The sequence below is a fragment of the Enterococcus sp. LJL90 genome (assembly GCF_056924355.1).
Window position 1 is genome coordinate 162,267 of record NZ_JBXPBQ010000004.1, and the last position, 12,227, is coordinate 174,493.

Sequence of the window (12,227 nt, forward strand, 5' to 3'; positions counted from 1 at the left end):
GGGAGCAATTGTGCTGCGTTTTTTAATCTTATCTGGTTATTTTGAAGTGATGATGTATCTGATGGTCACGGGAAAATTAGATCAATACATCAATATTCATTACCAATATTTAGCAATACTTTCGATGATTTTAGCTTTGGTTTTGGCTCTCGTTCAATTGTATCTGTGGATGACTGGCAAAACTGAACAGCCTCACCAACATGAAGAGGAGCTAGACCATGATCATCATTTGAATAAATGGTATCAAAAATTGAGCTCCTATGGCTTATTAATAATCCCATTACTGGTGGCGACTGTTTTTCCAACGGTTAGTTTAGATGCAACGATTGTTGAAGCGAAGGGGATTACCTTTCCCATCAGTGAAGAGTCGGTCGGCGATCCAGAGATGAATACCCAATATTTGCGGCCGGACACGAGCATTTATTACAATGACTCAGATTACAATTCTATGATGGAAACTTTATTAAGCAAATATGAAACAGATAATGCAATTAAAGTCACCGATGATAACTACTTGGAAATTATGGAAATCATTTATAATTATCCCAGCATCTTTCAAGGAAAAACTATTAAGTACACCGGTTTTGTTTTTCAGGCGCCCCAAGGCGAAGCCAATCAAATTTTTGCCTTTCGCTTTGGTGTGATCCACTGTGTTGCCGATTCGGGTGTGTTTGGTCTGCTGAGTAATTTGCCAGCAGGAGTCAGCTTTGAAAATAACGATTGGGTGACTGTTGAAGGAGTTATCGGCACGACTTATTACGCACCTTTGGAAAGTAGTATCCCTTCCATTCAAGTGACATCGATTGAAAAAGTCAACGCCCCGAGCAATCAATATGTTTACCGGGCCTTTTAAAAATTGTTCCTTCTCTTTTAATCTGAAAAATCAATAGAAGATAAATTTTATTGGAGAATCAGCTTTTGTTTTTTTTAAAAGCTCTTATTGAATGAAAAACTAAAAAACTCCCGCAGTTTATTCGACTACAGGAGTTTTTTTTCTAAATAGTTCAGGCTGTTTTTGCTTCAACAAATGTGATTCGCCGATCATTGCCGATACTGCGGCAGATGGAATATTCAATCGGTTTGCTGTCTTTTAAATAAACGACTTGTTCTGTAACCAAAATACTTTGGCGATTAGGAACGGCTAAAAGTTTTTGATCTTCTTTTGTTGAATTTTCCGCATAGACGGATTTAAAAATGCCGCCAAAACGCAGATGCAAAGTATCAACTAAATGACGATAAATCGAGTTTTCGATAATTTCTTCGGTCAATTTGGGCACCATTGAAACCGGTATGTAGACGTCTTCTTTAACGTAGGGCTTGCCAGCTAATGTGTAAAGTCGTGCTAGATAATAGACGGGTTGTTCGCGGCTAATGCCTAATTGTTGCTGTGTATCTTTATTAGGAAACTGCACTTCAAAATCTAAAATCGAAATATTTAATAAATCAAACTGTTCTTCTGACAGCTGCAATTTTTCATATTCAAATTTTTGCAAACAATCAGTGGAATTGCCCCAAAGCGCTGGACTCATTACGCGGGTTCCAGAACCCCGTTGCGAATTAATCAAGCCTTCGTTCATTAAGAGATTCAATGCTTTTTTAATCGTCATCCGGCTCACATTAAATTCTTCAACAAAGTCAGTTTGATTCGGCATTAATTGATTTGGCGGATAACTGCCTGAACGAATTCTTTCGCGGATAGCGGCTGCAATTTCTTCATATTTTGTCATAATCATTTCCCCCCTGTATCTTTAGTATAGTGAGCAAAGTATACTTATACAATCAATCGAATTTTCATTTCAATTCGAAATTAAAGTGTTTTTTGAAAGCAAGAATACATAACAAATAAATGTAAGGCTTTCTCGCTACAAAATCTTGTTCTCGGTGATAAATGGATAACTTGATAACGAAAAATGATTCTAACCAAGAATTTCTTCCTTCTTAAGAATTTTTTTAGCAAAATACAAAAGATGGAATCTAAAAAATATTGTTTAGGAAATTTTTGCATATAAATTTTAAAATCAAATTATTTTTACATAAATATTCTTTGACATGCATAAAATGATTGGGTATACTTTTGAAAACGAAAAAAAAGAGGCGTTAGTATGAGTAAATTATTCAATAATTATGGACGGCAGGCATTTGAAATTATTTCTGGTCAAGGTTCAGTTGTAAAAGATGATCAAGGTCGTGAATTTTTAGATTTTACCAGCGGCATCGGTGTGATGAATGTAGGCTATGGTCATCCCCAGTTGGTAGCAGCTTTGCAGCAGCAAAATGAAATCTTATGGCATATGCCTAACTTATATCAAAGTCAGCTCCAAGAAACGGTTGCTGAAAAATTAATTGGTAAGAAAGATTATTTGGCCTTCTTTTGTAATAGCGGCGCTGAAGCGAATGAAGCGGCGTTGAAGCTGGCCCGTAAGGCTACGGGCCGCAGCAAAATTATTACATTTATCGATTCCTTTCACGGAAGAACTTATGGGGCGCTGAGTGCAACTGGTCAAGCTAGTATTCAAGAAGGCTTTGGTCCGATTGTACCAGACTTTATTTATCTTCCATATAATCAGATGGGGGAATTAGAAAAAGTTTTGGATGATAACACAGCGGCCGTGATGCTGGAAGTAATTCAAGGAGAAGGCGGCGTTTTACCGGCGGATGAAGCATGGCTGCAACAAGTGGCCGCTCTCTGTCAAAAAAATAATTCACTGCTAATCGTCGATGAGGTTCAAACCGGCATGGGGCGGACTGGTAGTCTCTTTGCCTTTGAACAATTTCACATCGAACCAGATATTATCACTTTAGCAAAAGGCTTAGGCAATGGAATTCCTGTGGGTGCCATGCTCGGCAAAACCAAGCTTGGAACGGCCTTTGGTCCCGGGAGCCACGGCTCAACCTTTGGCGGCAATAAATTGGCTATGGCAGCCGCCAACGCTGTGTTAGATATTATGCAGGAGGAAAATTTTCTCGCAGATGTTCAACAAAAATCCGCTCTACTTTTTGATGAGCTTCAAAAAATTCAATCAGATAAAATTGTGGAAATCCGTGGTAAAGGTTTGATGGTAGGACTGGTGATTGCCGACGAATTTTCTGTCAAGGAGATTATCCAAAAATTACAGGAGCAAGGGCTACTGACTTTGCGGGCCGGCCAAAATGTTTTGCGACTGCTACCTTCATTAACCGTAACTGAAGCGGAAATCAAACAGGCGACAGGTCTCATTCAAAGCGTTTTAACTAAATCAAATTAAAAATAAAACTGTGGGATAAAGCTTGGCAGTCAGGCAATCGCTGGCGAAACTTTTTAAAAGAAAAGTTTTAATAGTTTGCCGAAACTCTCCATTAAAAGAGTTTCTCTTCAACCAAGCTGCTTCTGCAGTTTTTCTTTTTGAATTTTTTTTGAATAAAAAATTGGAAAATTGTGATAAAAACTTATAAAAAGTCATTGACATGCATAAAAATATTTTCTATAATCAGAGTTATTAAAAGACGAGGTGATTGGATGAAGGCGGCAATTGTTGGAGTTACAGGTTATACAGGAATTGAATTGATGCGCTTGATTCAAGGTCATCCTCATTTAGAAATTGGAACTTTATGCAGTGGTACAATGCATAAAAATGATATTGCTGAACTTTATCCTCATTTAAAAGGTTTAGTGCATCAACCGGTGGAGGCTTTTGATGCAAAAAAAATTATGGCAGAAAATGAACTTGTCTTTTTTGCAACACCAGCAGGCATCAGTAAAGAAAATGTTGCCGCTTTTCTTGAAGCCGATTTTCCTGTGATTGACTTGTCCGGTGATTTGCGTTTGAAAAATCCAGCGGACTATCAAAAGTGGTACCAAAAAGCACCGACTGCTGCAGACATTTTGGAAAAAGCTTTTTATGCGGTACCGGAATTTTATGACAAGCCGGATGGAAATTTAATTTCAAACCCTGGCTGCTATGCGACAGCCACTGAACTGACTTTATCGCCATTAATCAAAAATCACTTGATTGATTTAGATTCCATCGTGATTGATGCAAAGTCTGGCTTATCAGGAGCCGGTAAGAAGCTGACGGAAGCTAGTCATTTTGTTAATGTGCAGGAAAATATGAGCATGTACAAGGTTAATCAGCATCAGCACATTCCAGAAATCGTAGCCCATCTCAAACAATTTGATCAAGAGCTAAAAACACTCCAGTTTACGACAAGTTTGATTCCTATTACGAGGGGAATTTTAGTTTCCTCTTATGTCAAATTAAAAACAGGTACCACAAAAGAGCAGGTGGCTGAGGCCTTTGCTTATTATGATGACAAACCGTTTGTGCGGATGCAGGAGGAAAATCAGCTGCCTCAAATTAAACAGGTTGTCGGCTCAAATTTTTGCGACATCGGCTACGTCATCAATCCAGAAAATAATTATCTGACACTGGTCACTGTGATTGATAATTTAGTAAAGGGCGCTGCGGGATTAGCGCTGCAAAATTTTAATAAATGGGCGGGAATTGATGAGACCAGCGGCTTGTTAGCTGTTCCTATTTTCCCTTAATCAAAAAAAGAAACGAAGGTAAGGTTATGGAAATCATTTCAGGGACCATCGCAGCGCCCCTCGGCTTTTATGCGGACGGGCAGCACTGCGGATTGAAAAAAGAGAAAAAAGACATCGGCTGGTTTTACTCAGAGGTGCCGGCAGCGGTGGCGGGAGTCTTTACCACCAATAAAGTTCAAGCAGCTCCCATCAAATGGGACAAAGAAATTGTCAAAAATGGCAAAGTGCAAGCAGTTGTCGTGAATTCGGGAAATGCCAACGCTTGTACCGGACCAGCTGGCCATGTGGCTGTTAAAAAAATGGCTGAACAAGTTGCCGAAAAATTAGCGATTCCCACAGAATTGGTGGCAGTTTCGTCGACCGGCATCATCGGTCAACCGATGCCACTGGAGACACTTGAAACAGGAATTAACAGTTTAGCAAAAGACGGCAACGCTTATCATTTTCATGAAGCGATTTTGACGACAGACACGGTGACAAAAGAAATCGTGGTGACTGAGGAAATTGCCGGGGAGAAAATTACTCTCGCCGGTGTCGCTAAAGGCTCCGGGATGATTCATCCCAACATGGCGACGATGCTGGGCTATGTTACGACGGATGCCAATATTTCAGCAGAACTGCTGCAGGAAGTTTTAAAAGAATTAACAGAAGTGACCTTTAACCAAATTACCGTCGATGGCGATACTTCGACAAATGACACAGTTCTAGTTATCGCAAACGGTTTAGCACAAACCAAGCCGATTATAAAGGACAGCGATGCGTTTGCGATGTTTAAAGCGGACTTGCATTTTGTATTAGAAACGTTAGCCAAAAAAATTGCCCAAGACGGCGAGGGCGCTACGAAATTAATCGAAGTAGAAGTCACTGAAGCAAAAGACCCGTTGGCTGCTCGGATGGTGGCGAAATCTATTGTTGGTTCGGATTTATTAAAGTCAGCAGTCTTTGGCAAAGATCCTAATTGGGGCCGCATTCTCTGCGCCGGTGGTTATGCTGGCGTTGATTTCGATTTTGAAAAAGTTGCGATAGCTCTAGCTGGGATTCCTGTATTTGAAGCAGGGATGGCAGTTCAATTTGATGAAGAGCTGATGGCTGAAAAGTTGGCGGATACAGTCGTTCCTATCAGCATGTCATTGGCTGAAGGACAAGCCAGTGGTAAGGCTTGGGGCTGTGACCTAACTTATGATTACGTCAAAATTAACGCATTATATTCAACGTAAAAAATTAAACACATTCAAATAATTTCATGAAAAATAAATTGGTTAAAAAAGGAGCTGGCTGACATGGCTGGAACAATTGTAATTAAAATGGGAGGCGTGGCCTCAGATAATTTAACACCGGAATTTTTCACCCAAATTCGTAAATGGCAGGCCCAAGGAAAACAATTGGTAATTGTTCATGGCGGCGGCCATTATATTTCTGAAATGATGGGGACTTTGAATATTCCGGTGGAAATTAAAAATGGGTTGCGGGTAACCACGGCAGAAACTTTGGAAATTACTCGGATGGTTCTTTTAGGTAGGGTTCAGCCGATGATTACTACCACGTTTCAAAAGGCCGACTTAACGCCGATTGGCTTAAATGCCGGCTGCGACCAATTAATTCAAGGCTCGATTATCGATCAAAATTCTTTAGGTTTTGTCGGTCAGGTTGAGGAAATTAATACTGAGTTGATTGAAGTGTTGTTGGAAAAGAAACATATTCCAATTATTGCACCTTTAGGAATCACAAGTGAAGGTCAATGGCTAAATATCAATGCAGACGACGTTGCCTGCAAAGTGGCCAGCGCATTACAGGCGGAGGAATTATTTTTATTAACAGATGTCCCTGGGATAAAACAGGAAAACCAGTGGCTATCTGAGGTGCAGGCGGATCAATTAGACAATTTGAAATCGGCCAAAGTGATCACAGGCGGCATGATTCCTAAATTGGAAAGTGCCAAAAAAGCTTTAGAAAATGGCGTTGGCCTAGTCCACATCAGTAACGCCATTGATTATGCCGGCACTAAAGTTGTTTATCCGGCAGTTGCAGTTTAAAAAAAAGAGACTTCAAAAAGTATTTTATTGACAGATAGTCCATTAGGAAAATTATCTGTTGATGGGTTGCTGGCTGGAGTCTTTTTCTGTTGCAGATTTTAAAATGTGCACCAGTTATTTTTATTTCTTGCACTTAGATTTAATTTTGTTTGCCAAAAGATGATTCAAAGCGAATGTAAGAATTATTTAATTTGTAGTTTGTGCTTAAGTCTAGTAAAATGTTATTTGAAAAGAAGGAAATCCCAGAAGGAAAAAGAGGTGTTGAAGATGGGTTTTACAGATGAAACAGTTCGTTTTGATTTTGATGACAATCATAAAAAAGCTGTCAGTGAAACATTGGCGATTGTCTATCATGCATTAGAGGAAAAAGGGTACAATCCAATCAATCAGATTGTCGGCTATTTGCTGTCAGGAGACCCGGCTTACATTCCCCGTTATCGTGATGCCCGCAACTTAATTCGCCGGCATGAGCGGGATGAAATTATGGAGGTTCTGGTTAAACATTACCTCGCTGAAAATGGGATTAAATTCTAATGCGGCTGATGGGTTTAGATGTCGGCTCAAGAACAGTCGGCGTATCAGTTAGTGATCCGCTAGGCTGGACTGCGCAAGGAGTGGAAATTATCCGCATCAACGAAGATGAGGAAAATTTCGGCTTTGAGCGGTTAAAAGAGCTGGTGGCAGAGTATGAAGTGACAAAATTTGTCGTCGGTCTGCCGAAAAATATGAATAACACCATCGGACCTAGAGCAGAAGCTTCCATGGCTTATGGTGAAAAAATCAAAGCATTATTTGATTTACCAGTGGACTATCAAGACGAACGCTTGACAACGGTACAGGCTGAGCGGATGCTCGTTGAAGAAGCAAATGCTTCCCGTGCAAAACGCAAAAAAGTAATCGATAAGCTGGCCTCGGTCATGATTTTGCAAAATTATCTCGATAGCCACAGTCATCAACTATAATTTTTAGAAAAGAGGAATTCCAATGACAGAACATCACCATCATCATGACCATGATCATCATCACCACGATCACAACCATGAAGGACATGAACATATTACTTTAGTAGACGATGAAGGCAACGAAACCCTTTATGAAATTTTGTTAACTGTTGACGGTCAAGAAGAATTTGGCCGCAACTATGTGCTACTTTATCCAGCCGGCTCACCGGAGGACGAAGAAGTAGAATTACAAGCTTATGCTTACATCGAAAACGAAGACGGCACAGAAGGCGAACTGGAACCAATCGAGACCGACGCAGAGTGGGATATGATTGAAGAAGTGTTCAATACTTTTATGACGGAAGAAGAATAAACAGTTGATTTATTAGGCTAAACCCTTGATGGATAAGGGTTTAGCCTTTTTCTTTATTTTCTTGAATGCCATTTTGAATGCTATTATATAATTTAGTCTAATTATTTAAATGTTGAACTAATCTTTCTATAGTTTGTTCTTTAGATTCTTGGCTAAGATGGCCATAAGTGTCCATAGTCATTTTTATCGATGAGTGACGTAATCGTTCTTGAACCTCTTTCATACTTGCACCTGCATCAAGTAGTAAGCTAGCATGAGTGTGCCGAGTGAAGTGAACACCCAAGAATGGCAGATCAGCTTTTTCAGTGATTGTTTTTAATCTGATGTAAATTGCATGATGGGTTACAGTTTGTTTGTAAATACCACAGAAAATCACCGTAGGGTCTGTTTGACCTATTGATAGCATATATTTTCGTTGATTAATTTGCCATTTTTTTAAAATGGACAGAGTGCTTTCATCAAGTGCAATGCTAGCCTTGCTTCCATCCGTTTTTGGTGTGCTCACCTTGTACCCATGCTTTGTTTGACTCAAAGTTTTATCAATAGTGACTATCTTATTGACAAAATCGATATCAGACCAATTTAGCGCTAGTGCTTCACTTATTCGACAACCTGAGTAAATCAGGAATCTTAGAAGCGTTTTGTCATAATCTCTGCGATAGGTACCTGTTTTCAAGTCTAGGTAATCGAATAAAGTTTTTAGTTGTTCTTTAGTATAAACTTTAATTTTAGAATTGTGGCTAATCTTTTTTTCTCTTTTAGGCATCATAACATGAGTTAGAGGGTTATTACTTAAGATACCAAGGTGAATCGCATATTCAAAAATTCTTTTTGAAGTTGAGTGTAAAACTTTATATTGATCCGTTTCTTTTGCCCAAGAGTTAACAATTTTCTGAGCTTTTTTAACTGAAACTTCTTTAATTCGTAGTTTTCCGTATACAGGTAAAATCCATTTCTTAAATTTAATTTCAGTTTTTATGAAGGTAACTTCTTTAACAGTTGTCTTATAAGTCTCTAGCCAAAGTTCGTAGACTTCTTGAATGGTTTCATTGTGCTCTTTTTCTAGCCCTTTCTCATCAAAGGCAACTTGAAGCTTTGAAAGTGCGAGCTGAGCCTCTTTCTTTGTATCAAAGTTTCTTCTGGTCGTCTTGATAGATTTTCCTGTTACAGGATCAATACCAAGATAAGCTTGAAACTTCCAAGCTTTGGAGCCGTTTTTTTTCAGATATTGTTCAAATTGTGCCATATTGATTTCCTCCGTAGATATTCGAGGAGCTATTTCAGAAATCAATTAATCATCAGAGTATTTAGTTAGCTTGTCTTGCACTAATTCTTCTAATAAACCGTGTAATAGTTCACCTTTTTGTTCAATCCGCTCTCTAGCTAATTGATTTGAGACAGCATCGTGGCCATTTTCATCCACAGTGTGTCTAAGTAGTATTGGATTATCATTCAAGAGATCATTTAACGTAAGAACTAGCTTACTGGTGGAAGAAATTTCTTCCCTGTCATTAACTAGGTGAAGAAGAAGTAGTAGGTGCTCTTCATAAAGTTGTTTTAACTGAGCAATTTCTCTCGTACTCAACTCATTTTCTTCTACCTTTTGTTCCAAAGCATCTAAGTAATTGTATTCCTTTTGTTGAATATTCATGGGTCCATAAAGAATATAGTCGGTTGTCACCTGTCCAATTTCAGCGATTTGGCTCAATCGCTGCTTATTTGGCAAGTTGTCTTCATTTTCCCAATTTTTTACGGCACCTTTTGATGCAACAGGTATCAGTAATTCGCCAAACTTTTCTAAGGTGTTTGCTTCTGGTTGAGAAAGACGAATTCTTTTAATACGATCCCCATAACCCAATTTTTGCTCTGTCACTGTCTATCACCTCCCATAATCTTCTTCATTATAAACGAAAAAAATGTAGATTGCTATCAAAGTACAGAAATAATTAGAACTTTATCTTGTTTTTGCCAGAATTACATGCTATTATCATCTTGTTCAGAATAAAATTGAACTTCGAGGAGCTAAACGGAAATGAATCAATAAGAGAGGTGAAGATAGTGGTTGAATTCTCAGTAAAGTTAGATGAAATGCAATCTAAGAGCTTACAGGAGTATGTCTACAGAATTACTCGTGAAGCATTAGAAACGGCTAAAAACGATGCAGGAGTGGGAAAAGAATTTCTTAATCAAGCAGAAATGGCCAAGTGGATTGGTATTAGTCCGAATAGTTTAAAGGAATACGTGAAATTAGGGTTGCCAGTGTGTATTATTGGGGCTCGCAAATTTTATTCCAAAACAGAAGTAACAAAATTTATATTAGCGAGACAGAGGTGACTGGATGAATAACATTAAAAAAGAGCCCACTGTTTTTGGTGAACAGCAGACTCCACAAAACTCTAACACAAAAAAGTATACCACGAATCATCTATCAGCGCATCTGCAAGTAAGTGGTGAGGAAAGATGGTGAGACGAATGATCAGCACGACCATCACGGACTCTGCTTCGTTTCTTAAGTTACCGAATGACTCGAAAGTGCTCTGGTATAAAGCAGTGGAGTATTCAGATGATGATGGCTGTGTGGATGTTTACAAAGTGATGAACCTCTTACGGAGTAAAGAAGATGATTTGAACTTACTAATCATGAAGCATTTTTTAATCCCACTCCCCATTGAGGATGTTCATTTAGTCGCCAATTGGAAAGAGATGAATCGGGTTGAACCAAAAAAATACCGGATTTCTCCTTATCAGAAATATGTGCTACAGGTAAACCCAGCCTATGATTTTGGTTACTCAGCAGAGGATCGCTTGAAGAATAGAAATAATGTCCAGCATTTTCAGCAGGGGATTTTAGAGCCGTTGAATGATCGTGAAAAAGAGTTAAAAAAGTCAGTAAATGATGTGTCTAGAAAAAATCTAGAACTTATCTCGAATGAAGCTAGTTCTATTCTAGAAGAAAGCGAACCTAAGCAAAGTCAAGATAAGTTAAGTCAAGTTAGGTTAAGCAAAGACAAGTTAAGTCAAAGTAAGTTAATTCAAGACAAGGCAAGGAAGGAAAAGCAAAAGCAAGCAAAAACAAGTCAAGAGCTTTCCGGAGAATTAGGAAAATTACATGAGTATCTTTTTCTCTGGTTCCATGATGAGAGTGAGGCAGCAAAGAAATCAATTCAAACTTTTTATAAACGTTTTGGTTTTGAACTCACTAAAGTAGCCATGGAGAAAACTTACTCAAAAGAAAATATCGAAAATTATTTAGGATTCATTTCTACTCTGTTGATGAACTGGAAAGAGCAGGGAGTGACAACTGTTCAAGAAGTGAATGAAGAACAGAGGAGTTATAATCAGCAGGCTTATTAGTCATAGATGAGAAGTGAAACATTATTGAAAATTGAGAGAAGGTAGTACATTAAATTTGTATTGGAAGTGTGTTACTAATACTTTTCTGTCAGAGAACCCAATGGTTTAATAACAAGGAAATAAAACTTTGGTGTCTGAAACTTTTTTTAATTTCTGGGAAATCATATTACAAGAGAAAGTAATTTTATCTTAAAGTAATATAAACCATTTGATGAACTAGACAGTAATGCAATTGTTAAAAAGAATGAAAATGAATTTTGGTCAATTGTGATTTTTGGAGGACTTGTTGGCGCAAGCATTGCAAGTGTGGTCACACTTACTGAAAATACGAGAAGTAAAAAAATTAGATTTTTTAGTTTTCGTACTTTTGGGGATTCTCCCCAACCCCCTATTTAAACAAAATAATCGATTGTGCTTAGGGAAAGAGAGTTGAAATGGTTCAAAGTATCAGAATATCTTTTTGAAGAGGGCCCTTTTTTTATAACACATCTCTCTGACTACAGAAAGAAAAGAATAAGTATGACTTCTAGTAGTGGCACTTTCAAAGTTTCATTCAAATCATTATATTGACAATGTGACTATAAAGCGAAATATATTTTTGAACTTCGTTTGCATAGAGAGATAGTCACTAAAGGGCGAGAAATACGACTAGAAGGGAAGGGGATTGGGAACTCTCCCAAAGTAGTCTAAAATCAAAACGGATACTTTTGGTTTTAGCTCATTTCAGAAAGTGTATATACACTTTCAATGCTTGCGAAAAATAATTCTTTTAAATAGAGAAAGCTGGATAGAGATATTTTTGCCAATTTTGTCTATAATTATCATGAAGGAATTCTCCAACATTTAGATTCAAAAAAGGGGCTTTATTTGATGAAAAAAATAGTGTATTTCGACGAAGGGTCAGTAACTGATTATATGCAAATCGTTCAAAAAGGAGATTTGGTCAAAACAACAGAGTTGTTAGATCAAACCCAATGAGGAGTTGAGGGATCTGCAAAAGC

The 12,227-nt window shown here is 38.2% G+C and carries 13 protein-coding genes; 10 read left to right on the forward strand and 3 right to left on the reverse strand.

Annotated features, from left to right (window positions below):
• Positions 1 to 10: 10 nt before the first annotated feature.
• On the forward strand, positions 11 to 853 hold the full coding sequence (locus AC1Z3S_RS10880; protein ID WP_461740394.1) for a TIGR03943 family putative permease subunit: 843 nt from the start codon (positions 11 to 13) through the stop codon (positions 851 to 853).
• 151 nt (positions 854 to 1,004) lie between these two features.
• On the opposite strand, the gene AC1Z3S_RS10885 is transcribed toward AC1Z3S_RS10880, so the two are convergent.
• A complete protein-coding gene (locus tag AC1Z3S_RS10885) occupies positions 1,005 to 1,727 on the reverse strand; it encodes a GntR family transcriptional regulator (RefSeq protein ID WP_461740395.1) in 723 nt (240 codons plus the stop codon).
• A 375-nt stretch (positions 1,728 to 2,102) separates the two neighbouring features.
• Between AC1Z3S_RS10885 and AC1Z3S_RS10890 the strand changes: the two genes are divergently transcribed.
• The 7 genes from AC1Z3S_RS10890 (at position 2,103) to AC1Z3S_RS10920 (ending at position 7,872) form a co-directional block, all read left to right on the forward strand.
• Positions 2,103 to 3,245: an acetylornithine transaminase gene (locus tag AC1Z3S_RS10890; protein ID WP_461740396.1), complete on the forward strand. Its 1,143-nt coding sequence runs from the start codon at positions 2,103 to 2,105 to the stop codon at positions 3,243 to 3,245.
• A 251-nt stretch (positions 3,246 to 3,496) separates the two neighbouring features.
• Complete coding sequence (gene argC, locus AC1Z3S_RS10895) at positions 3,497 to 4,525, forward strand: N-acetyl-gamma-glutamyl-phosphate reductase (RefSeq protein WP_461740397.1); 1,029 nt, start codon at positions 3,497 to 3,499, stop codon at positions 4,523 to 4,525.
• Positions 4,526 to 4,551: 26 nt separating this feature from the next.
• Positions 4,552 to 5,742 (forward strand): bifunctional glutamate N-acetyltransferase/amino-acid acetyltransferase ArgJ, encoded by a 1,191-nt coding sequence (gene argJ, locus AC1Z3S_RS10900; protein WP_461740398.1) that lies wholly within the window; start codon positions 4,552 to 4,554, stop codon positions 5,740 to 5,742.
• 63 nt (positions 5,743 to 5,805) lie between these two features.
• Positions 5,806 to 6,558: an acetylglutamate kinase gene (argB, locus tag AC1Z3S_RS10905; RefSeq protein ID WP_265458972.1), complete on the forward strand. Its 753-nt coding sequence runs from the start codon at positions 5,806 to 5,808 to the stop codon at positions 6,556 to 6,558.
• 267 nt (positions 6,559 to 6,825) lie between these two features.
• A complete protein-coding gene (locus tag AC1Z3S_RS10910) occupies positions 6,826 to 7,092 on the forward strand; it encodes an IreB family regulatory phosphoprotein (protein WP_265458973.1) in 267 nt (88 codons plus the stop codon).
• On the forward strand, positions 7,092 to 7,520 hold the full coding sequence (ruvX, locus tag AC1Z3S_RS10915; RefSeq protein WP_265458974.1) for a Holliday junction resolvase RuvX: 429 nt from the start codon (positions 7,092 to 7,094) through the stop codon (positions 7,518 to 7,520). Before AC1Z3S_RS10910 ends, ruvX begins: the two co-directional genes overlap by 1 nt.
• A gap of 22 nt (positions 7,521 to 7,542) precedes the next feature.
• Positions 7,543 to 7,872, forward strand: coding sequence for a DUF1292 domain-containing protein (locus tag AC1Z3S_RS10920; protein ID WP_265458975.1), 330 nt, complete (start codon positions 7,543 to 7,545; stop codon positions 7,870 to 7,872).
• Between the two features lie 97 nt (positions 7,873 to 7,969).
• Here AC1Z3S_RS10920 and AC1Z3S_RS10925 read toward each other — a convergent pair whose 3' ends face one another.
• Both AC1Z3S_RS10925 and AC1Z3S_RS10930 read right to left on the reverse strand, forming a co-directional pair.
• Complete coding sequence (locus tag AC1Z3S_RS10925; protein ID WP_461740399.1) at positions 7,970 to 9,118, reverse strand: tyrosine-type recombinase/integrase; 1,149 nt, start codon at positions 9,116 to 9,118, stop codon at positions 7,970 to 7,972.
• A 45-nt stretch (positions 9,119 to 9,163) separates the two neighbouring features.
• Complete coding sequence (locus tag AC1Z3S_RS10930) at positions 9,164 to 9,745, reverse strand: helix-turn-helix domain-containing protein (RefSeq protein ID WP_461740400.1); 582 nt, start codon at positions 9,743 to 9,745, stop codon at positions 9,164 to 9,166.
• A gap of 185 nt (positions 9,746 to 9,930) precedes the next feature.
• Between AC1Z3S_RS10930 and AC1Z3S_RS10935 the strand changes: the two genes are divergently transcribed.
• Positions 9,931 to 10,206: a ubiquitin family protein gene (locus AC1Z3S_RS10935; protein WP_461740401.1), complete on the forward strand. Its 276-nt coding sequence runs from the start codon at positions 9,931 to 9,933 to the stop codon at positions 10,204 to 10,206.
• A 126-nt stretch (positions 10,207 to 10,332) separates the two neighbouring features.
• Positions 10,333 to 11,226 carry a DnaD domain protein gene (locus tag AC1Z3S_RS10940; RefSeq protein WP_461740402.1) on the forward strand — a complete coding sequence of 298 codons (894 nt, stop codon included), beginning with the start codon at positions 10,333 to 10,335 and terminating at the stop codon, positions 11,224 to 11,226.
• The last annotated feature ends 1,001 nt before the right edge of the window (positions 11,227 to 12,227 follow it).

What these genes read in the sequence shown, in the direction of transcription:
- AC1Z3S_RS10885 (WP_461740395.1), bottom strand. Translation starts at nt 1,727, where the DNA reads ATGACAAAATATGAAGAAATTGCAGCCGCTATCCGCGAAAGAATTCGT.
- AC1Z3S_RS10890 (WP_461740396.1), top strand. Translation starts at nt 2,103, where the DNA reads ATGAGTAAATTATTCAATAATTATGGACGGCAGGCATTTGAAATTATT.
- argC (WP_461740397.1), top strand. Translation starts at nt 3,497, where the DNA reads ATGAAGGCGGCAATTGTTGGAGTTACAGGTTATACAGGAATTGAATTG.
- argJ (WP_461740398.1), top strand. Translation starts at nt 4,552, where the DNA reads ATGGAAATCATTTCAGGGACCATCGCAGCGCCCCTCGGCTTTTATGCG.
- argB (WP_265458972.1), top strand. Translation starts at nt 5,806, where the DNA reads ATGGCTGGAACAATTGTAATTAAAATGGGAGGCGTGGCCTCAGATAAT.
- AC1Z3S_RS10910 (WP_265458973.1), top strand. Translation starts at nt 6,826, where the DNA reads ATGGGTTTTACAGATGAAACAGTTCGTTTTGATTTTGATGACAATCAT.
- ruvX (WP_265458974.1), top strand. Translation starts at nt 7,092, where the DNA reads ATGCGGCTGATGGGTTTAGATGTCGGCTCAAGAACAGTCGGCGTATCA.
- AC1Z3S_RS10920 (WP_265458975.1), top strand. Translation starts at nt 7,543, where the DNA reads ATGACAGAACATCACCATCATCATGACCATGATCATCATCACCACGAT.
- AC1Z3S_RS10925 (WP_461740399.1), bottom strand. Translation starts at nt 9,118, where the DNA reads ATGGCACAATTTGAACAATATCTGAAAAAAAACGGCTCCAAAGCTTGG.
- AC1Z3S_RS10940 (WP_461740402.1), top strand. Translation starts at nt 10,333, where the DNA reads ATGGTGAGACGAATGATCAGCACGACCATCACGGACTCTGCTTCGTTT.